The sequence below is a fragment of the Alteribacillus sp. HJP-4 genome, assembly GCF_042139015.1.
In the GTDB taxonomy this organism is placed as follows: Bacteria; Bacillota; Bacilli; order Bacillales; family Marinococcaceae; genus JBHIKY01.
This window is the reverse complement of the sequence record NZ_JBHIKY010000011.1, coordinates 98,348-117,364: the sequence shown is the minus strand read 5'-3', so window position 1 is coordinate 117,364 and position 19,017 is coordinate 98,348. Positions and strand designations below refer to the sequence as shown.

The following is a 19,017-nucleotide window of genomic DNA, read 5'->3' as shown; positions in this document are numbered from 1 at the left end:
CAAAAATGAACCTATTATTGTGTAGTGCCGGCCGACGCGTTAAGCTGACTGAATATTTTAAAGAAGAGTTAAATAACATTGGCGGCATTGTGGTGGCGGCAGACTGTGATTCAACAGCTCCAGCGCTTGTGCATGCTGACCGTGCAGAAGTGGTTCCGCGTATTGATCATCCCTCCTATCTTCCACATCTGGAGGCAATTTGTAAAAAACACGAAATTACAGGGATACTTTCCCTTATTGATCCGGAGCTTTCCCTGCTGGCCGGATACAAGGATGTTTTTCTAAAGAAGCTGATTACGCCGGTGGTCTCCAGCAGAGAAGTTGTAGACATTTGCTTTGACAAGTATTTAACCTATCAATTTTTAATCATGAATGATTTACCTGCGGTTCCGACATTTATATGCATGGAAGATACCGCAAAAGCATTGGACAGCGGCACAATATCGTTCCCGCTGTTTGCAAAGCCGAAAAATGGAAGTGCGAGTACGGGAGTACAGAAGCTTGAATCTCTCCAGGACGTAAGGCAGCTGCTTCATAAAAATGAGAATTATATTATTCAGCCCTTTATGGCCGGTGATGAAATAGGAATTGACTGCTATGCGGACATGATTTCCAAGAAAGCGACTCACATTTTTTGTAAAAAGAAGGTTTTAATGAGGACAGGGGAAACCGACAGATCCGTAAGCCTGAAGGACCCTGCGCTCCTCTCTGTAATAGAAAGACTCATCGATGTACTGCAGCCTGCCGGACCGATTGATATTGACTGCTTTCGTACAGAAAACGGCTGGCTGATTTCTGAAATTAACCCCAGATTTGGCGGCGGCTATCTACATGCCCATGAAGCGGGACAGAATTTTGTGAGAAATATCATTAATAATTTGAATGGATTTGCTAATGCCCAGGCGTTAAACAGCTATGAAGCAGGAACGACGATGGTGAAATTTGATAACGTAATGCTTTTGAAAAATAAAGTACTGGGAGGACGGAGCATTGTATGAAGTGATACCTTATTCAAATAAAAAGTGGTGGGAGGAAGTTCTTGAACAGGCGGCAGTCACTGACGTATTTTACCTGCATTCCTATAGTGATTTATATCGCAGGCTCGGGGATGGAGAACCGCAGCTTTTCGTCTATACAGCTCCCGCCGGCCAGAAGGTTTATTACAGTTTCTTAAAAAAAAGGCTTGGGGAGCTGAAGTTTTTAGGGGAACAAGGAAGTCTCGGTCATTATTATGATATTATTACGATTCCGTACGGGTATGGAGGCCCGTTGACAGATAGTCATTCACCGGAAGTAATCAAAGCGTTCAGGCTCGAGTTTGGAACATTCTGTGAGGAGGAAAAAATCGTAAGTGAATTTGTCCGTTTTCATCCTCTGCTGGAAAATTATCATTTTGTAGAAAACGATCTGGACGTGAGTAATGACAGAGAAACCGTCGCAGTAGATCTGACGAAAACCCAGGAGGAGCTTATGGCGGACTATCATAAAAATCACCGCAGAAATCTTCGGAAAGCTGAGAAACATGGACTGGAGTTCCATACTTACCAGGGAAAAGAAGCTGTGAAGAAGGCCGAAAATTTTTACAGCCTCTATACGCAGACGATGGATAAATTACAGGCTTCTTCCTATTCGTATTTCTCACTGGACTATGTCAAAAACCTGATGGCAGATATGGGCAGCAAGGCGGTGCTTTGCGGCGTTTATGCAGAGGAAAAAATGATAGCCGCGGCAATTTGCCTGTATGAAAATGACTGTCTTCATTATCACCTCGGCTGCTCGGATCAATCGTATATTCATATCGGATCAAATGTATTTTTACTGCATGAATGTGGGTTGTGGGGAAAACGGAGCGGCTGTCATACTTTTCACCTCGGCGGAGGTCACAGTGGAAGAGATTCCTTGTTTACATTTAAGCACCGTTTTTCTCAGCAAAAGCCCAGAGACTTTTTCATCGGCAAAAAAATTCACAACCAGCAGGTATATGATAAGCTCGTGAACCAATGGGAGGAGCATTATAAACAGCCGGCTGACAGCGGGTTTTTCCCGGCATATCGTTCGTTACCACAGACCACTGCTGCTGGTGCTATTTAAAAATTGAATAATGGGAGAGACGCCAATGCTGACATACCGTTTCTCACAATGTTCTTCCCGATCATCTAGCATAACAAGCCTGCGGGAAAAGCAATTGCAGGCTGCACGGACACTGGTTCCGTTATTAGTAAAAACAGGGCCTGGTTTAGTCAGGCTCCTGTTCTGCTAAACATATATTTAAATTTTTTGGGCCAGGTCTTCTTCGATTTGGTTCAGCCTCACTTTGCGGTCCTCATCACTGAGATTGTGCTCAATAACGTAACGGTTATCCGGATCGAGCCGGCATTCGTGTGTGCAGCCACGCATGTACTTATGCTCATTTTCTATGGAACAGAGAATCTGCTTGTTACATTCTGGACTCGCACAGTTGACATAACGTTCACATGGTGTGCCGTCGAAGTGATCCCTGCCAACGATTACATGATCAACTCGATTGATTGGGACACTTATGCGCTCGTCGAACACATAGCATTTGCCATCCCACAGCTCTCCTTTCACGTCCTCATCTTTTCCGTACGTGACAATACCTCCATGCAGCTGTGCTACATCTTCGAACCCTTCTCTTTTTAAAAAGCCGGAAAATTTCTCGCAGCGGATGCCGCCGGTGCAGTAAGTTAACACTTTTTTTCCTTCAAATTTATCTTTATTTTTCTGGAGCCAGTCAGGCAGCTCCCGGAAGTTGTGAATATCCGGGCGGATGGCACCCCGGAAATGGCCGAGATCGTATTCATAATCATTTCGTGCGTCAAGAATGATGGTGTCCTCACGTTCCATCGCTTCCTTAAATGCCTTTGGATCCAAGTATTCGCCGGTAAGTTCATTCGGATCTATATCCTCGTCAAGCTTTAGGGAGACAACTTCCTCACGCGGTCGCACATGCATTTTCTTAAAAGCATGGCCGGCTGACTCATCAATCTTAAATTCTGTATCGGCAAAACGGGCATCTGCCGTCAGATTCTTCATATACTGAGTAGTCTGTTCAATGGTCCCGGAAACTGTGCCGTTAATGCCTTCCTCTGCCACGAGAATCCTGCCCTTCAGCCCAAGTTCCTTACAGTAGCGAAGATGCTCAGAGGCAAACTCCTCCGGGTCCTCGATGCGGACATAGTTATAATAAAGCAGTACTTGATACTTTTCCATTTTCATCACCTATTTCATATATTTGCAAGATATATTCCATATAGGCATATAGAGCTCTCTTACAATAGTCTATTGTAAAAAAAACGGAGAATGATTGCAACTCATTTCACGTTCCTGCCCCACATACAGTGGAAAAGAAGGGGGGCAGATCATGAGTTTTTGGAGCGATGTTTCAGCGGATGCGTGGGTACAGGTGTTCAGCACAGTTCTTGGTGCGTTTATCGGTACTTTGCTGGCAGGAGTTATTTCAGTCTGGCTTTATACAAAGGAGCAGCGGGATCGAATGAAAGTGGAAACAAAAGGATTTAAAAGAAATTTTATCCTCTATTATACCCCACGAATCAAAGCAGCCCTTCAACTTGCGAAGGAAGTGGATCTCAGAGACAATGATTTTTCGAAAAATGAGAGAAGATATTACGCCCTGAATGAAGTAATTAATGAAGCAAAGCGCTATTATCTCCGTGAACTTGAGCCCCTTACACTGATTGAACGACATGAACTATTTGAAGATATTTATATGAACCTCGTAAATATTCAGACATTTTCCAGATACACAACAAATGAAGCAAATTATACGTTATATGCGGAGATTATGGGTATAGATAAGATAATGACACAGTCGATTGAACGTATTGAAGCACGAATGAAAGAAATTACAGAGGAGGTTCATAATGATTAATGGAGGGAAGATACGATGTGGCTGAAAAAGAAAACGATGGAGGAGCTGCTGGCGTTGGAGCAGGAGCTTCAATTTTCCATGCTTGATGATGAGAGTGACATGTCACTTGCAATTTCTGTACTTGAGGAGATTTATAGGAGAATGGTTCAGGATGAAGAAAAAGCTAGTGAAGCCGATTTAATAAATTATAAGAAAAGGCTGATAACCTCCCTGTCATTTTATGGAGTACATCTGCAAAATGAAAATCGGCCGGATATGTTAAGACGAGCGCTTCGATTTGAACGGGAAAATCCACTCGTCCATTTTCTGCTTGGACAGCAGGCCTATCAATCCAAAAGCTATTTTGAAGGTATTATTCATTTTCAGAATGCCATCACATTTCAGCAGACAGTTCATGAAAAGCCTTATAAGCTTACAAAAACACAGCATCAGTTCGCCCATCTTTATTTAAGTAACAGCGCTTGTCTCCTTGCAGAAAAAGCACAGAACAACGCTGATAAAATTTTAGAAACAACAGGAAGTCACGATGCCGCTCTTACTGATATTATCCGCCGTAATGAAATTTTTTTACAAAAGAATCAGTACAGCTTTATTTCTGAATTATCGTTCAGGCAGGGAGATAAAGAAGAGTGCAGGCTTCATCTGGCCGCGGAGGATACCATTATTTTATTCGTCGAATCCGGCAGTTCTCAGATTATATTTAATGGCAATAAGAAAGAAATCTCTCTGATTCAGGCGGAGGTATTCCAATATTTATGTCAGCACAGCAGCCGGAAGGCGGCTGCTAGTTCAAAGGACCTGGAATTTATTTTTTTAGCAGAAGGGGAAGGAGCCGTGCAGGCGATGCAGCAGAGCATGGATAGTCTGAAGAGCAGACTTCTCGAAATCGGACTTAAAGAGGGTCTGTTTGTAACGGTGTCAGGGAGGACAGGCCCGTCTTATTATTATAATCAAGCTGTACCATTCCTTATTATTCACAAAAGTGAAGAGAGTTTCCTATTGCGAAAATAAGCCGATGGATGAAACAAAAAAACCTCCGCATCACAGTAAGTGGTGATACGGAGGCAGAATCATTTTTTTACTAGCGGCTGCGCCAGTCTCCATAACGTCTGTGATCCGAGCCGCCATAGATTTCACTTTTCTCATAGTTTACGATCAGGCTCTGAACGCTGCCAAAGTACATAGATGTCTGGGTTTCATCGATAGAATATCCGCGGTCCTCGAGCTCTTCGACCGTTTTTTTAGGAAAGCGTCCTTCTAGATAAATTTCTTTCTTGTCCAGATTTTTGTGCGCCCGGTTTTCGTCAATTGCTTCATCTATTGGCTGCTCCAATAAAACATGCCGGCTCAGTACCTGCGTTAATACAGGGGTGATTCTCCTGCCTCCGGCCATACCTATGCCAATTACCGGCTTATCATCCTTTGAAAGGATAGTCGGAGAAATATAGCTGTAAGGGCGTTTTCCTGGCTCGTATTCGTTTGGTGATTTATCACTGTCTGTAAAGTTATCTAACTGGTTGTTTAAGAAAAAGCCATTGGTATACTCTCCAGAGCCAAAGTAATCACTAATAGTATTGGTAACAGAGACCATCATGCCGTTTTGATCTACAATGACAAAATGGGTCGTATTTCCATCTTTGTCCTTTTCTCCACTGGTCAATTTCTCTCCATCGAGTGAATCTGTTGACACGTCTGAAGCCAGCTCTTCTGTATAATCCTTGCTGATCAATTTATCGGTCGGAACATCGACAAAATCAGGATCTCCAACATGTTCATAGCGGTTGGAGTAAGTTTTATCATTGATCTCACTTGTTCGTTCAATGAAATCAGCCTGGCTTGCTGCTGTTTGTTCCAGCTTTAAATGCTCTGCCATCTGCAGAGATTGAACAAGCATGACCCCGCCGGCGGGAGGTGGAGGAGCCAGCACGTCATAGTCTTTAAATGAACCTTGTATAGGTTCTGTTTTCACAACTTCATAATCCTCAAGGTCTTCCTTGGAAATATCACTTTTTTTTGCAATACCCGCGGCAATTTTTCCTTCGTAAAAGGCATCTGGACCGTGCTCGCTGATATCTGACATGGTGTCAGCAAGAGATTCCTGCTTTAACCTCGTTCCTTCCGGCAGGGCCATTCCATTTGGAAAGAACAGTGACGTATCTTCTCCTTCCACCCGATAGCCTGCGTCACTTAAACGCCCGTGAAGGTTTTCAGATACCGACACACCATCCTCAGCCTGGGATATTGCCGGATCCATTAATTTCTCCATCGATAGCGTTCCATAGTCACTATGCACAACATCCATTCCCTTTACCAGGCCTGGAACGCCTATCTTTGAGTCAGGCATTGATTCTTCACTGGGAGCCGTCTCCCGATAATCATATACAGACGGTTCATCAGAATGTCCTTCAGGTGGATGAACAAGCATGATACCGCCTCCGCCTATTCCGGAAGCAGACGGCTCCGTCACTCCAAGAGAATAAGATACCGCTATTGCTGCATCCACGGCATTGCCCCCTTTTCGGAGCACATCCATTCCAACACCTGTGGCATCAGGGTTATCGGTGGCAACCCCGATTCCCGCGCTGTTTCTACGGTCCGCTTCAAATTCCCCGGACTCTTCATCAAGATGCTCAGATGTTTCAGGTTCAGACGGAGTATACAGGGAGGACTTAATACTAAGTAAAACAGCAGCTGCGAGCAGTAAAATGACTACTCGAGTACTGTCTTTCAAGTTTCCCATTTACTCCACATCCTTTTTATATAAACACCACTAAAGTAACCAGTGTTAAAATAAACCCGAGTATTGTATGAGGCTTTGTTTTCGTTTTATAGCCCTTCACAATTTTTAATAGACTTTCCTGAAATGTTAAATTTGTGCTTGATGTTTCCATGATATCGTCTCCTTTTAAATAATAAATGAATTGTAAATGGAAAGAATTCCAAAGGTGGTAAAGCAGAGCAGTAACGTAGTGGCTACGGTCGGAACAAATCCCTGACGCTGTATCGTATTTGCGATCAGTCCAGGGACTATTAACCCGATGGCCTGCAGCTGGATGACATCTGTCGGGATAATACCGAAGGCGGCATCAAAGCTGAGCTTCAGTACGATACCTATCATAAGCATCGCCGTAAACTTTCTTCGGCCGTATAGAATTGTGTAGTTTGCAATGATATTCATTACCACAAGATAGGTGGCAAAACTAACAAACAAAATGGATACGAGATAGAGAGGCTCGTCTACGATTAGAGCGAGATATCCCGGCACTACTAGTCCGGCTGGTAAAATGCCGGTCTTTTCTGCAAAGAGTAAACTAAGCGCAACGCCGGCCACTAGAGCGATGGTTATTTCTTCTAAGCCCATTTTTTGTACTCCTCCTTTGTACTGGACATACTGAGTTCTTCTAATGCTTCAACAAATGGTTCCGCTGCGCCGTGAATATTACCGACACCATAGATAACACTGTGATCAAGATGTGGCTGAAGTTCTGCAACAATTTCGTCGGTTGAATATCCTTCTAGATTTAATAAATAGTCAGCGGGGATATTCTCCTTGTTATAGCTCTCTACAATCGGACCTGTGGTTTCCCCTATTAAAAGCAGCGTTTTACACGGGATATGCGGAAGAACATCGGAAGCAAATTGCTCTGTCCGATCAACACGGTCCTCTCGGCAGTTCATAACTACAATCGGTTCCTCTGTTGGATAGCCAAGCATTTTCACACGTTCCCAAATATTAATGGTGGAAGCAGCGTCATTAGCTGCAAATCCATTCACAAGAAAGGACGATGACTGCTCATCGCTTCCAATCGGGGTAATCTGCATGGAGCCAGGGTCCGGCCATGCATTAAGCATTCCTTTAAATGCTGTATCTTCATCAATGCCAAGCGCGTCAGCTACTGCCAGAGCAAGAGCGGCATTTTCAGGAAACACCATATATTTGAACTTCAGAAGGTATTCCTCAGGAACACGTGACGTGTCGCAGACAATTACTTCGGTGTTACGTTGTTCGGCTATTTTTTTAAAATATGGAACATACGGACTTTCGTTAATAATTAAGTACCCGTTTTCAGGGATTGTCGCTGTGAAGGAAAGTGCTACTTCATCGAGCGTTGGCCCCATGACATCCATATGGTCCTCTAATACGTTGACAATTACGCCGATATTTGCCTGCAGCATCTGTTTTTGAAAAACCACCTGATAATCTGGATTGACGGCCATACATTCACTCACCAAAGCGTCTGCTTCAAGATCAGCGGCAGTTTCCACAACTTTTCTTTGCTCTCCGATATTAGGCCCTTCATGGCGGCGTTTAATTGGTTCTTCATTATTATCGAACCAATAAAGCATCCTTGCCTGCGTCCCAGTGGTCTTCCCGACTGTTTTGTAGTCCGCCTCGGTTAAAATACCTGTGATTAATCGGGTTACAGTCGATTTTCCGCGGATACCGTTCACGTTTACACGAACAGGCAGCGAATGAATGTTTTTCTGGTGTTTACGGCGCTCTAAAACACCCAATATGAATAACAAAACAATAAATGGAGGTATGATGTAAATCATCTCATTCTCCCTTCCCTCATGCGAATTTTTTCATATTGAAAGTTTTTTCAAATGAAGACGTATTACAGTTACTGTGCCGTAAAACACCCCTTTTCTTTACTATTTGAAAACTATGAGAGAGCGGTGAGAAAATCTCTCAATGCTCATCCCTGTTGAATAGTAACGGTATATGAAAATAGTGACAAGGTTAATATAGCCAGTCTTTTTTACAATTTATTCCATTGATTTTCTAGGACGCTTGTAATGTGTTTTGTAAATTTTTATAAAGCCGGGAGCGTATGAATACGGTCATAACAGAGTTTTTGACTTTACATATGGTTTATAAAAGTCCGTTCGCTTCCCGAATCTTCGTGAACTTATTCACGATTTTCCTGCAACCTAATACATAGCTAGAAAAAGATGATACTATTTGACTTTACTAAATCAGGAGTCAATATAGGAAAATAATCGATGTGCTCCTTTCTCACCCTTTTTTATTATTAGGGCGGCGTAAATAGTTATCGACTGTTGAATGGTATCTCTGTGCTTTATTTGAGTAAAGGTATATTTAGCATGATTTTATTCCAGTTTTCCCCATGAATACAGCTACGGTGACTTTTGGCGGTTATTTTCACAATATTGCCTCCTCCCCTATTACGTTAGGACTTCTTCCTTTGGTAGATAAGAACACGGATTATTGGATTTCTATGGAAAAAGAGAAAACCTCTTCTAGAAGTCTCTGCTAAAAGATAAGTCAAAAGACGTGAATATAAAAAAAGCGTTGCAGCAGGCGTTTGGGGGACGATGACAAATTATATTTAACTTTTTGCAATATATATATTGCAAAAAGGAATATAAGAGCTATAATATAGAAAACAGGACTTAGGAGAGGAGTGGGGATGTGTATGTTTTTGTCACCTAAAATGAAAGACGAAAGAATTACAATAATGCAAAACAAAATCTACAAAGAGATTTATATTCTAGTTATTTTATTCTGTCTGGGGTCTATTGCCGTCAAACACTATCTGTATGGTTTTGAATTTCAGCTGATCGCCACGGAGTTGTTCATTTTGATCGGGCAGGGGATATATTACTCAGTGAGGGCATCGATGACCGGGCTGTTTTCATCAGAAGTAGAATTGCATGATCGAAGAAGCAGGCTGCCAATGAGCTCGAAAACTATTCTTATAGGTCTGCTGTTTGGAGCCGCCCTTTCCTTGTACTTCGGGATAAGAAGCGCTGTGCTGTATGGAGAGGGGACGGCACAGTCCTTGAATTATTTCCTGATTACCTTTTTGGGGGCCTTCATGATCTATGTACCGTTTTTAGCAGTCACTATGGCAGTCAGTTTTTATATTTCGAAGAAAAAAAGTGACGCTGCGGTGGAAAAAGCTCTTAAAGATGATGACGAATGAAAAATCTGAAATTAAAAAGTGCACGTGCAGAGATGGATTTATCACAGGAAGAACTGGCAAAGCGTGTAGGGGTTTCCAGACAGACAATCGGGCTCATTGAACTTGGGAAATACAATCCGAGCTTAAGCTTATGTCTGGCGATTTGTAAGACGCTGTCCCGGACGCTTGATGATTTGTTTTGGGAGGAAGAAAGGTAAGTTAGGTTTGCGGTTTCGCATGATTCTGATGATATCTTTAATAGGGGAAGAATAAGAAGAGGAGGGTGCAAGAGGAGAATCAAAAGTTTATTGTCAAAGATTCCCACTATCTATTTTGATAATCGGAGTCTTTTTGTCTTTAAAGAGAGTTATTTTCACACCTCTTAGCAAGTTGGATACCTTGAATAGTTCCGTTGTTATAGCCACATGTTCACTCCGATGATCTGTGGTCTGGAGTGGAATGTTCATTCTGTTTATAGAGGAAAAATAAGCCTGTGGATTTGATGCGGACATGAGAGCCGTTATTTTATTTGAGTCATCTGATTTCTAACGGTTGGCTGACATAAGGTACGCTATTTTCCTGAAAGGTGAAGAAATCAGCTCCCACTTCGGTTAATAACGGAACTCATGTCTGGCGATGCAATAAAAATGGGTTGTTTGGAGAAAATAGCGGAAGCGGCAGTGACAGCGGGGAAGAGGACGCTTCTCACAATCTCTCCCGCAAGTCAATCATAAAAAGCTGCCGTGATGACCAGCTATATGAGCCGAAACTTAATCCCCATTCATAATTTCCGAAACAATTTCAAAAGAGCGAAGGCGGGCGCGGTGATCATATATTTGAGCGTTGATCATCATTTCGTCTGCCTGCGTTTCCTCTAAAAATTGCTGCATTCGCTGCTTCACCGTCACTTTACTGCCAAATATAGAAGCGCCGAGCTGCTGATGCAGAGCCATTTTTTCCCGTTCTGTCCATACCTCGTCCATGTTATCAACTGGCGGCTGCAGGGGTTCTTCCGTATTTCTGACAAGGTTTAGAAACTGCTGCTGCAGCGATGTGCCGAGATACTCAGCCTCCTCGTCGGTATCCGCTGCGACGATGTTCATGCCGACCATGGCATAAGGCTTTTCAAGTACCTGCGACGGTTCAAAGGAGCGGCGGTACAAATCAAGAGCCGGAATCGTGTTTTCAGGGGAAAAATGACTTGCAAAGGCAAATGGTAGTCCGAGCTGACCGGCCAGTCTTGCGCTGAATCCGCTTGATCCAAGCAGCCAGATAGGAATATCGAGCCCCTGGCCGGGGAAAGCGCGGACATAGCCTTTTCCTGGATCCGGTCTAAAGTACGAACGAAGCTCTTCCAATAGCTGAGGAAATTCATCGCCGGTGCTGCGGTGATTTTTCCTCAATGCCATAGCTGTCCGCTGGTCCGTTCCCGGTGCCCGTCCGAGACCAAGATCAATACGGCCGGGATGAAGAGATTCAAGGGTTCCAAAGTGCTCTGCGATGATAAGAGGGGCGTGGTTCGGCAGCATAATCCCGCCTGAACCGACCCGGATCGTCGAAGTTCCCTGCGCTATGTGATTAATAAGAACAGATGTGGCAGAGCTTCCGATGAATGGCATATTATGGTGCTCTGCCATCCAATAACGATGAAAGCCCCACTTTTCCGTGTGCTGGGCAATATCAAGTGTATTTTGAAAGGATTCTGCAATGGTGCCGCCGGCAATAATAGGCGAGAGATCAAGAACTGAGTAGCGAATATCGTTCAGCGGTTTTGAATGATTGTGTGCTGTCATCTGCTTTCAACTTCTTTCATTTTGGCCCTGTTAACATATTGATGGTTATGAAGAGACATGACGAGAAGTTTTACGAACGTGCTGTCATTGACCAACAATGTATAGTAACTGGACCTTAATTTTATGTATGGTGCATTTTACATTCTACCAATTATTTTTCGGGTGCCAAAATAAAATGCTCGGAGTTTTGGAGCAGTCTTTAAATGGGTACAGAGGAATAAATCATAAAAGAGGGGGGCGCAGATGAAAGCTTCAGTACCCACTAGAAAAATTGATGAAATGGGACGAATCGTTATTCCGAAAAATATCCGTGAACAGCTGGGACTGATGGATACGAAGCTTGAGCTGGATCAATCAGTGGAGCCATACGGGCTTCGTGTAACCGCGGCGCCAGACCAAAGCAGTAATTCTTTTAAAACCCTGGATGACCATGGACGTCTGCAGATACCGGCTGAAATGCGCCGCGAGTTTGCGTGGAAGAAGGGAACGGAAGTAGGCATTACAATTGAAAACAAAGCCGCGGTTTTTTCAGTGAAGGTTCCAGAATGCAAAATCTGCGGGTCTGATACAGGACTGTTTCCGATCAAAGAGTCGTTTCTCTGTGAACATTGTTTAAAGATGGCAAACGAGGAACTAGTGATGAGATGGAGAAACGTGTTTAATAAATTGGCGGAAGAGTATATTCAATATTGTGAAAAATCGCTCACTTTTGAAGATTTAGAGGATGTTCATCAGGCGCGCGTAAAAGGCCGGCGTCTTCGGGCACTGCTGCTTTTTCTAGGGATGAAAAAGGATCACAAAATTTTAAAGAATATAAAAGAAGCTCATAAGCTGCTCGGAGAAGTGAGAGAACGTGATGTTCTCATAGCTGCGTTTCAAAAACGAGCAGAGCAGGAGGCAAACGATGAACATGCTGAGGTTTACCTTGAACTAAAAGAAATTACAAAAAAGCAGATGAAAAAACAAAAACGAAAGCTTGAGAAAAACCTTTTGAATATTATAGATGATAAATTCAGGAGGCGGACGCAGGAGTTTGAGATAAATATTTTACCTGAACTTGTGCTGCCGCTTGATATCAAAGTACGGCTCGCTGAATATACGAGTGTGTACAGCGAAACGGTAGAAAACTATCGGAAAGCAGCGGAAGAATTTAGAAAGGAATCCGGGGAAGCGCTGAAGGCCCTGCATGAGGTGAGAATTAAATCAAAGGAAATAAGATACTGTTATAACTTTCTTGGGAAAGTATATGGGAATCATTATAAAATACAGGCGAAGCCGTATAAGAAAAATCAACGGCAGCTCGGCGACATTAATGACAGGCGTGATTGGCTGAAAGCGTTGAAGAAAGAAATGAAAAAACTTGAAGCAGAGGACACTGCGATTGACGAGTTCAAGCAGCAGCTCGAGCATGAATTGAACGAGCATGTCAATGCTTTAGAAATACAATAGGATCGTCTTTTTGAAATGAATGATCTGTGCGGAGAGCGCACATATTAAAGAGGAAAACATTTCAAGGAGGCAGAGGATATGGCACGGATTGGCGTAGAGGAAACATTAACAGATGTTCAGCAGCTCCTTCGTGAGCACGGTCACGACGTAGTGGTATTAAAGCGTGAACAGGATATGAATGGCTGTGACTGCTGTGTAATTTCAGGGCAGGACCAAAACATGATGAACATGCAGAATGCCGAATTCCAGGGCTCGGTTATCAACGCGCATGGCTTTAATTCAGAAGAAATCTGCGATGAAGTAGAAGAAAAACTGCAGCTTCATTAAAAAAAATTGTGGGGGCCAGGCCCCCACAATTTTTACACAATTCAAGCTGGTTGGTAATTGGTGTGGTACGTTACATAGTGAGAGAGGTATTAATGAATGGGGGAAGAATGATGAAAATTGAAGTTTGGTCAGATATTGTATGTCCATTTTGTTATATCGGAAAAAGACGTCTTGAGGAGGCGCTCCGGCAGTTCTCTTCAGCAGACGGACCACCGCAGATAGTCTACCGGAGCTTTCAGCTGGATCCATCCGCTGTGAAAAAAAGGGATCAAACTGTCCATGAAAAGCTTGCTTCTAAATATGGAGTGTCTATCGACCAGGCGAAAGCAATGCATAATCAGATGGCTGAGCAGGCAAAGCAAGTCGGACTTCATTATCAATTTGATACGATGATCCCTGCGAATACGGAGGACGCTCACCGCTTGAGCCACTTTGCGAAAGAAAATGGGAAAATGGAAGATTTCATGGAACGGGTAATGAAGGCTTATTTTACAGAGTCGCTAGATATCGACGATCATGAAACTCTGGCGTCATTAGCTGCTGAAGCCGGTCTCGACAAAGAAAATGCGCTGGCAGTTCTCTCTGAAGATGCCTATCGCGAAGAAGTGCAGCAGGATCAGGAGGACGGACTACAGGCTGGAGTCAAAGGGGTACCCTGCTTCGTGTTTAACAAAAAATATGCCTTATCCGGAGCCCAGCCAGTGGAAGCGTTCCTGCAAGTGTTAGAAAAAGCAGATATAGAAGAAAAAGTTGAATAACACTCTTTTAGTGGATATGTAAATAATTAATGAAACCGAAGACTCAGTCAAGGAGACTGAAATCTTTGGTTTTTTTCGTTAGGACAGTTGACGAAAATAATTGTTAACTTTAAAATTATAAAGGTTAACAATTAATTAACCAACAGAAATGAGTGACTTTTCCTAATGAGCGATGATCCATTTTACAGCATTCGGATGCGGTCAGCAGAAGGCGGTGCCCATGGAAAAGGCGGGAGACATATTTCGGGTGGAGAAGCGCTGGCAAAAAAAGATCAGCTTGCTGAAAAAACGGCGTCGTTAACAGAAAAAGCTTTTTCTCATGAACGTGGCACACCGGATTTTTTTAACGTCACTATTGAAAAAGTAACCAGACGAATTCAGCGGCAGCGGCCGCTGTCTGTATTTTCAACCCCAGCAGCTACCGTGGAGGAAGGAAGAAAGGTGGCGGTCAAACTCCTGAATACGTGTGGACTTTCAATCATCGCAATTGAGCGGGCCATAAACATACTTGAAAACAATTTTGAAACGAGAGGCGCTATTATTATTGACAAATCCACAGGCGAGCGCCTGGACGATCGTCGAGAAAAAGGCGTACGCGTTTCTCAGCTTGATTGGGAGGCCGAGAATTTTAAGAGCTGGGCCAAAACACAAAAACAGCCTCGCAATGAACGAATGAAAGAAGCACTTACCATTGCTTCTAAGGTGTGCAGCCACCCCGCCACAGCAGCAGAATTATGCTGGAGCGATGACCCTGACTACATAACGGGCTATGCCGCCGGCACGCGTATTGGCTACCACAGAATCACAAAGATGAAAGAAATAGGAGACAACAGAGGCGGCAGACTTATATTTGCAGACGGCAGCATGCATCTGTCATCTTACATCGAATACCTGGAAACACAACCACTACTTATCGAAGGGATGAACAGTGAATGAATTTGGTAGATAAAAGTAAAAAACATTTATGGCTTCCATTTACTCAAATGAAGGATTATGACGAGCATCCACTCATTATCGAAAGCGGAGAGGGAATTAAAGTAAAAGATATTTACGGAAAAGAATACTTTGACGCTTTTTCCTCCGTATGGCTGAATGTCCATGGTCACCGTAAACAAGAGCTCGATGAAGCCATCACTGCCCAGCTGGGAAAAATTGCGCATTCGACACTGCTTGGCATGACTAATGTTCCGGCGGCAGATCTGGCCGAAAAGCTCGTTTCTCTCACTCCCGCCGAACTGACGAGAGTGTTTTATTCAGACAGTGGGGCTGAAGCAGTTGAAATTGCCGTGAAAATGGCTTTTCAGTACTGGCAGAATATAGGGAAAACACAAAAGCAAAAATTTATCTCGGTAAAAAATGGCTATCACGGCGATACGATCGGTGCCGTCAGCGTCGGATCAATTGATATTTTTCACGCTGTATACGGACCGCTTATGTTCGAAGGTTACCGTACACCGGTCCCAAATGTGTACCGGTATCCAGGAGAAAGCCCTGATAAGTGCCGCGATGAAAGTCTGAAAAGCCTTGAAAGCCTTCTCGAGGAGGAGCATGAAAATATCGCCGGCTTAACGATAGAATCAATGGTTCAGGGTGCAGGTGGAATGATTGTAATGCCTGAAGGTTATTTGAGCGGAGTGCGTCAGCTTTGCACGAAATATGACGTGCTTATGATTGTTGACGAAGTGGCGACCGGGTTTGGACGCACCGGAAAAATGTTTGCCTGCGAGCATGAAGCAGTGAGTCCGGATTTACTTTGTGCGGGAAAAGGATTGACTGGCGGCTATCTGCCGGTAGCAGTGACAATGACGACAGAGCAGATTTATGAAGCGTTTTACGATGACTATGAAACATTGAAAACTTTCTTTCACGGACATTCCTATACTGGGAATCAGCTTGGCTGTGCTGCAGCCTTAGAAAACTTGCGATTGTTTGAGCAGGACGATATTGTCGGGCTGGTGGCAGACCGATCAGTCTACCTGCAGCGGCTGCTCACAGAGTTTACTGAACTGCCTCATGTTGGGGATGTGCGGCAGCTTGGGTATATGTGCGGAATCGAAATAGTATTAAATAAAAAAACGAAGGAGCCATTTCCCTTCGAGAGCAGGACCGCCTATAAAGCTTCATTGAAAATGAGAGAATTAGGCCTGCTCACACGGCCGATGGGAGATGTATCTGTTTTTATGCCTCCGCTCGTAAGCACGAAAGAAGAACTGAGGGAAATGACTGAAATCATGAAAGAAGCAATTGAGAAAGTAACCGTGGAGGAGGCGGAGCGTCTTGAACAGGCCGGTATATAGCTGGGCGGAAGAAGCATTAGAAAAAATCGAAAACCTCGGGCTCTACCGAAAAACAAGAAAAATGGAAAGTTCGCCTGCGGGCTCGGTGGTTATCGGTAGAAAAGAGATGATAATGGCTTCTTCCAATAATTATCTCGGTCTTGCCTCTCATCCGGAAACGATCTCAGCTGCGGCCGGGGCTGTTCTGCAGTTCGGGGTCGGAAGCAGCGGTTCTCGACTTACCACTGGGACAAGCCCCTGGCATGAGGAGCTCGAGTTAAAGATTGCGGCTTATAAACGAACAGATGCAGCACTTTTGTTTTCCAGCGGTTACCTTGCCAATATTGGAGTGATATCAACAATCGCCGGGGAAGAAGATATTATATTAAGTGATGAACTTAATCACGCAAGCCTTATTGATGGCTGCCGGTTAAGTAAGGCCAAAACAAGCATTTACCGTCATACGGATATGTTGCATCTTGAAGCTCTGTTAACGGGTGCAAAGCATTTTCAGAACCGTTTTATTGTGACGGACGGAGTGTTTAGTATGGATGGAGACATCGCACCGCTGCCTGAAATTACAAGACTCGCAAAAAAGTATAAAGCATATGTGATTGTGGATGATGCTCATGGAACGGGCGTTCTTGGGGACACTGGCCGCGGCACTCCGGAGTATTTTCAAGAAGCTGTTGACCTCAGCATAGGAACCTTAAGTAAAGCGATTGGAACGGAGGGAGGTTTTGCCGCAGGTTCGCGCATCCTTATCGAACTGCTGCGGAACCGGGCGCGAACGTTTATTTTCCAGACTGCTCTGCCGCCTGCATCTGCTGCAGCTGCACTTGCTGCAATTGAAATCATGGATAAGGAACCGGAACGTCTGCAACAGCTTCAGCGTAATATCCGTTTTCTTCAAGAAAGGCTTGCCTCTCTTGGATTTTCTGTCAGCGAACATCCTACGCCAATTCTTCCTATTTTTATTGGAGAAGCAAAAGCTGCAGTACACTTTGCTGAAATACTCGACGATGAAGGAATTTACGCACCGGCAATACGGCCTCCGACGGTGCCGGAAGGAAAAAGCCGTATTCGTGTAACCGTAATGGCAGATCATACGATTGATCAGCTTCAAAAGGTCTGTGCGGCCTTTCAAAAAGCAGGCCGGGAATTGGAGTTGATATAAATGAGAAAAGGAATACTTGTGACAGGAACCGATACAGATGTCGGAAAAACATACATAGCTGCAGCGATAGCCGGTGCCCTCCGCCGCGAAGGAGTAGATGTCGGTGTATTTAAACCAATGCTGAGCGGTACTAAACGGGAGAGTCCGAAAAGCGATACGATGATCTTAAAAGCATTTGCCGGGAGCAGCCAGCCTCTGGAAGAAATAACTCCTTTCGTTTTTCAGGAACCACTCGCACCATTATTAGCCTCCACTCGAATGGGAATTTCCATTAAACTAATCGACATATTTATGCGCTGGCAGGCGATGAATGATAAACATTCCTTTTATATCGTGGAAGGGGCAGGCGGAATTTCGGTGCCGCTTGGAGAAGAGTACAACGTAAAAGACCTGGCACTCAAGCTCGGACTTCCTCTTCTGATTGTGGCAAGACCGGGTCTCGGGACAGTAAACCATACGGTGCTTACCGTTGACTATGCTCGCAGAGCCGGTCTCAACGTCTTGGGAGTAGTATTGACCGGCGGCAAAGAACACGAAGCAGGAGTTGCAGAAAAGACGAATCCACATCTGATAGAAACCTGCGCAAACGTGCCGGTCCTTGGGGTCATTCCATGGCTCGACTCAGATGATCAAGAAGAAATTATTACTACTGTACAAAATAAAATCAACTTATCTAATGTGAAAGGATGAGGCTGACATCATTCAATCAAAAACGCTGGAATTAACAAAAATTAGTCTGTTGGCCTGTCTGATTATAGTAACTGGAATGATCAAAATACCGTCACCGCTTCCCGGCTCAGAGTTTCAAATGTCAGCTCCGATAGCCGTAGCCATTGCTGTCGTATACGGATTCTGGCGTTATATCGCAGCCGGACTGATTGCGAGCTCGCTTCTACTAATGCTGGGGCTGCATACGATTATCAATGTGGAGGTTTCAATGATCTTTCGGATGGTGGCAGGCGGAATCATTGCTTTATTTGGCCACTCTGTGCCGGTTATCCTTCTTGCTGGTCCGGCTGGTACACTCGCCGCTCGTATTGGACTCGCAGAAACACTGCAGGTAAGCGCATGGCCATTAATTATCGGAGCCATCCCCGGCATGGTATTTACGATTCTGACGGTGATTCCTTTGATCCGCATATTAAAGCGCGCCGATAGTATCAGCAGCTATCATAAAAAGGAAAACGCTGCCTAAATAAAAAAAGCACCAGCGGTCGGTGCCAAGTGTAAGCTGCTGCAATTATTGAAATGATTATTTTATTGTGGCCAGCCACTTCGCAGCATGCTTATTCAAAGGATAGATTCTTTTTCTATCACCTCCTGCTTATATGATATGTACAGAAGGGTTTTTATTTTTGTATTACTATCTATAACAGTAAAAAAAGGCGGTTTTCCTG

Annotated in this window: 20 protein-coding genes; 14 read left to right on the top strand and 6 right to left on the bottom strand. The window is 44.0% G+C overall.

The window, feature by feature from the left end; genetic code table 11:
* Positions 1–5 precede the first annotated feature (5 nt).
* Complete coding sequence (locus ACE4RR_RS12400; RefSeq protein WP_375535734.1) at positions 6–998, top strand: ATP-grasp domain-containing protein; 993 nt, start codon at positions 6–8, stop codon at positions 996–998.
* Position 999: 1 nt separating this feature from the next.
* Entirely contained in the window at positions 1,000–2,091 is a 1,092-nt protein-coding gene (locus tag ACE4RR_RS12395) for a lipid II:glycine glycyltransferase FemX (RefSeq protein WP_375535752.1), read from the top strand.
* Between the two features lie 177 nt (positions 2,092–2,268).
* Here ACE4RR_RS12395 and trhO read toward each other — a convergent pair whose 3' ends face one another.
* Positions 2,269–3,237: an oxygen-dependent tRNA uridine(34) hydroxylase TrhO gene (trhO, locus tag ACE4RR_RS12390; RefSeq protein ID WP_375535733.1), complete on the bottom strand. Its 969-nt coding sequence runs from the start codon at positions 3,235–3,237 to the stop codon at positions 2,269–2,271.
* Positions 3,238–3,382: 145 nt separating this feature from the next.
* Here trhO and ACE4RR_RS12385 point away from each other — a divergent pair, with 145 nt between their 5' ends.
* Both ACE4RR_RS12385 and ACE4RR_RS12380 read left to right on the top strand, forming a co-directional pair.
* Entirely contained in the window at positions 3,383–3,910 is a 528-nt protein-coding gene (locus ACE4RR_RS12385; RefSeq protein ID WP_375535732.1) for a hypothetical protein, read from the top strand.
* Between the two features lie 15 nt (positions 3,911–3,925).
* The gene (locus ACE4RR_RS12380; protein ID WP_375535731.1) at positions 3,926–4,921 is read left to right on the top strand and encodes a hypothetical protein; all 996 of its coding nucleotides are present in this window, start codon (positions 3,926–3,928) and stop codon (positions 4,919–4,921) included.
* Positions 4,922–4,991: 70 nt separating this feature from the next.
* Here the strand turns inward: ACE4RR_RS12380 and ggt are convergent, their stop codons facing one another.
* The 4 genes from ggt to pgsB are packed head-to-tail and all read right to left on the bottom strand — an operon-like array spanning position 4,992 to position 8,467.
* Complete coding sequence (gene ggt / locus ACE4RR_RS12375; protein ID WP_375535730.1) at positions 4,992–6,650, bottom strand: gamma-glutamyltransferase; 1,659 nt, start codon at positions 6,648–6,650, stop codon at positions 4,992–4,994.
* A 16-nt stretch (positions 6,651–6,666) separates the two neighbouring features.
* Complete coding sequence (locus ACE4RR_RS12370; RefSeq protein ID WP_375535729.1) at positions 6,667–6,801, bottom strand: hypothetical protein; 135 nt, start codon at positions 6,799–6,801, stop codon at positions 6,667–6,669.
* A 14-nt stretch (positions 6,802–6,815) separates the two neighbouring features.
* Entirely contained in the window at positions 6,816–7,271 is a 456-nt protein-coding gene (gene pgsC / locus ACE4RR_RS12365; protein ID WP_375535728.1) for a poly-gamma-glutamate biosynthesis protein PgsC, read from the bottom strand.
* Positions 7,262–8,467: a poly-gamma-glutamate synthase PgsB gene (gene pgsB / locus ACE4RR_RS12360; protein ID WP_375535727.1), complete on the bottom strand. Its 1,206-nt coding sequence runs from the start codon at positions 8,465–8,467 to the stop codon at positions 7,262–7,264. Before pgsB ends, pgsC begins: the two co-directional genes overlap by 10 nt.
* 884 nt (positions 8,468–9,351) lie before the next feature.
* Here pgsB and ACE4RR_RS12355 point away from each other — a divergent pair.
* Both ACE4RR_RS12355 and ACE4RR_RS12350 read left to right on the top strand, forming a co-directional pair.
* Positions 9,352–9,861 carry a DUF6773 family protein gene (locus tag ACE4RR_RS12355; protein ID WP_375535726.1) on the top strand — a complete coding sequence of 170 codons (510 nt, stop codon included), beginning with the start codon at positions 9,352–9,354 and terminating at the stop codon, positions 9,859–9,861.
* The gene (locus ACE4RR_RS12350; protein ID WP_375535725.1) at positions 9,858–10,058 is read left to right on the top strand and encodes a helix-turn-helix transcriptional regulator; all 201 of its coding nucleotides are present in this window, start codon (positions 9,858–9,860) and stop codon (positions 10,056–10,058) included. The genes ACE4RR_RS12355 and ACE4RR_RS12350 overlap by 4 nt, the downstream gene beginning before the upstream one ends.
* Positions 10,059–10,610: 552 nt before the next feature.
* Here the strand turns inward: ACE4RR_RS12350 and ACE4RR_RS12345 are convergent.
* Complete coding sequence (locus ACE4RR_RS12345) at positions 10,611–11,633, bottom strand: LLM class flavin-dependent oxidoreductase (protein ID WP_375535724.1); 1,023 nt, start codon at positions 11,631–11,633, stop codon at positions 10,611–10,613.
* Positions 11,634–11,876: 243 nt separating this feature from the next.
* Between ACE4RR_RS12345 and ACE4RR_RS12340 the strand changes: the two genes are divergently transcribed.
* From ACE4RR_RS12340 to ACE4RR_RS12305, 8 genes are all read left to right on the top strand, one after another.
* A complete protein-coding gene (locus tag ACE4RR_RS12340; protein ID WP_375535723.1) occupies positions 11,877–13,082 on the top strand; it encodes a CHAD domain-containing protein in 1,206 nt (401 codons plus the stop codon).
* Positions 13,083–13,160: 78 nt separating this feature from the next.
* A complete protein-coding gene (locus ACE4RR_RS12335) occupies positions 13,161–13,409 on the top strand; it encodes a YkuS family protein (protein WP_375535722.1) in 249 nt (82 codons plus the stop codon).
* Positions 13,410–13,519: 110 nt separating this feature from the next.
* On the top strand, positions 13,520–14,167 hold the full coding sequence (locus tag ACE4RR_RS12330) for a DsbA family oxidoreductase (RefSeq protein WP_375535721.1): 648 nt from the start codon (positions 13,520–13,522) through the stop codon (positions 14,165–14,167).
* Between the two features lie 165 nt (positions 14,168–14,332).
* The gene (locus ACE4RR_RS12325; protein WP_375535720.1) at positions 14,333–15,103 is read left to right on the top strand and encodes a 6-carboxyhexanoate--CoA ligase; all 771 of its coding nucleotides are present in this window, start codon (positions 14,333–14,335) and stop codon (positions 15,101–15,103) included.
* The gene (gene bioA, locus ACE4RR_RS12320) at positions 15,100–16,464 is read left to right on the top strand and encodes an adenosylmethionine--8-amino-7-oxononanoate transaminase (RefSeq protein ID WP_375535719.1); all 1,365 of its coding nucleotides are present in this window, start codon (positions 15,100–15,102) and stop codon (positions 16,462–16,464) included. The genes ACE4RR_RS12325 and bioA overlap by 4 nt, the downstream gene beginning before the upstream one ends.
* Positions 16,445–17,620 (top strand): 8-amino-7-oxononanoate synthase, encoded by a 1,176-nt coding sequence (bioF, locus tag ACE4RR_RS12315; protein WP_375535718.1) that lies wholly within the window; start codon positions 16,445–16,447, stop codon positions 17,618–17,620. The genes bioA and bioF overlap by 20 nt, the downstream gene beginning before the upstream one ends.
* Positions 17,621–18,310 carry a dethiobiotin synthase gene (gene bioD, locus ACE4RR_RS12310; RefSeq protein WP_375535717.1) on the top strand — a complete coding sequence of 230 codons (690 nt, stop codon included), beginning with the start codon at positions 17,621–17,623 and terminating at the stop codon, positions 18,308–18,310.
* A 118-nt stretch (positions 18,311–18,428) separates the two neighbouring features.
* Positions 18,429–18,815, top strand: a complete 387-nt coding sequence (locus ACE4RR_RS12305; protein WP_375535716.1) for a hypothetical protein — start codon at positions 18,429–18,431, stop codon at positions 18,813–18,815.
* Positions 18,816–19,017 lie beyond the last annotated feature (202 nt).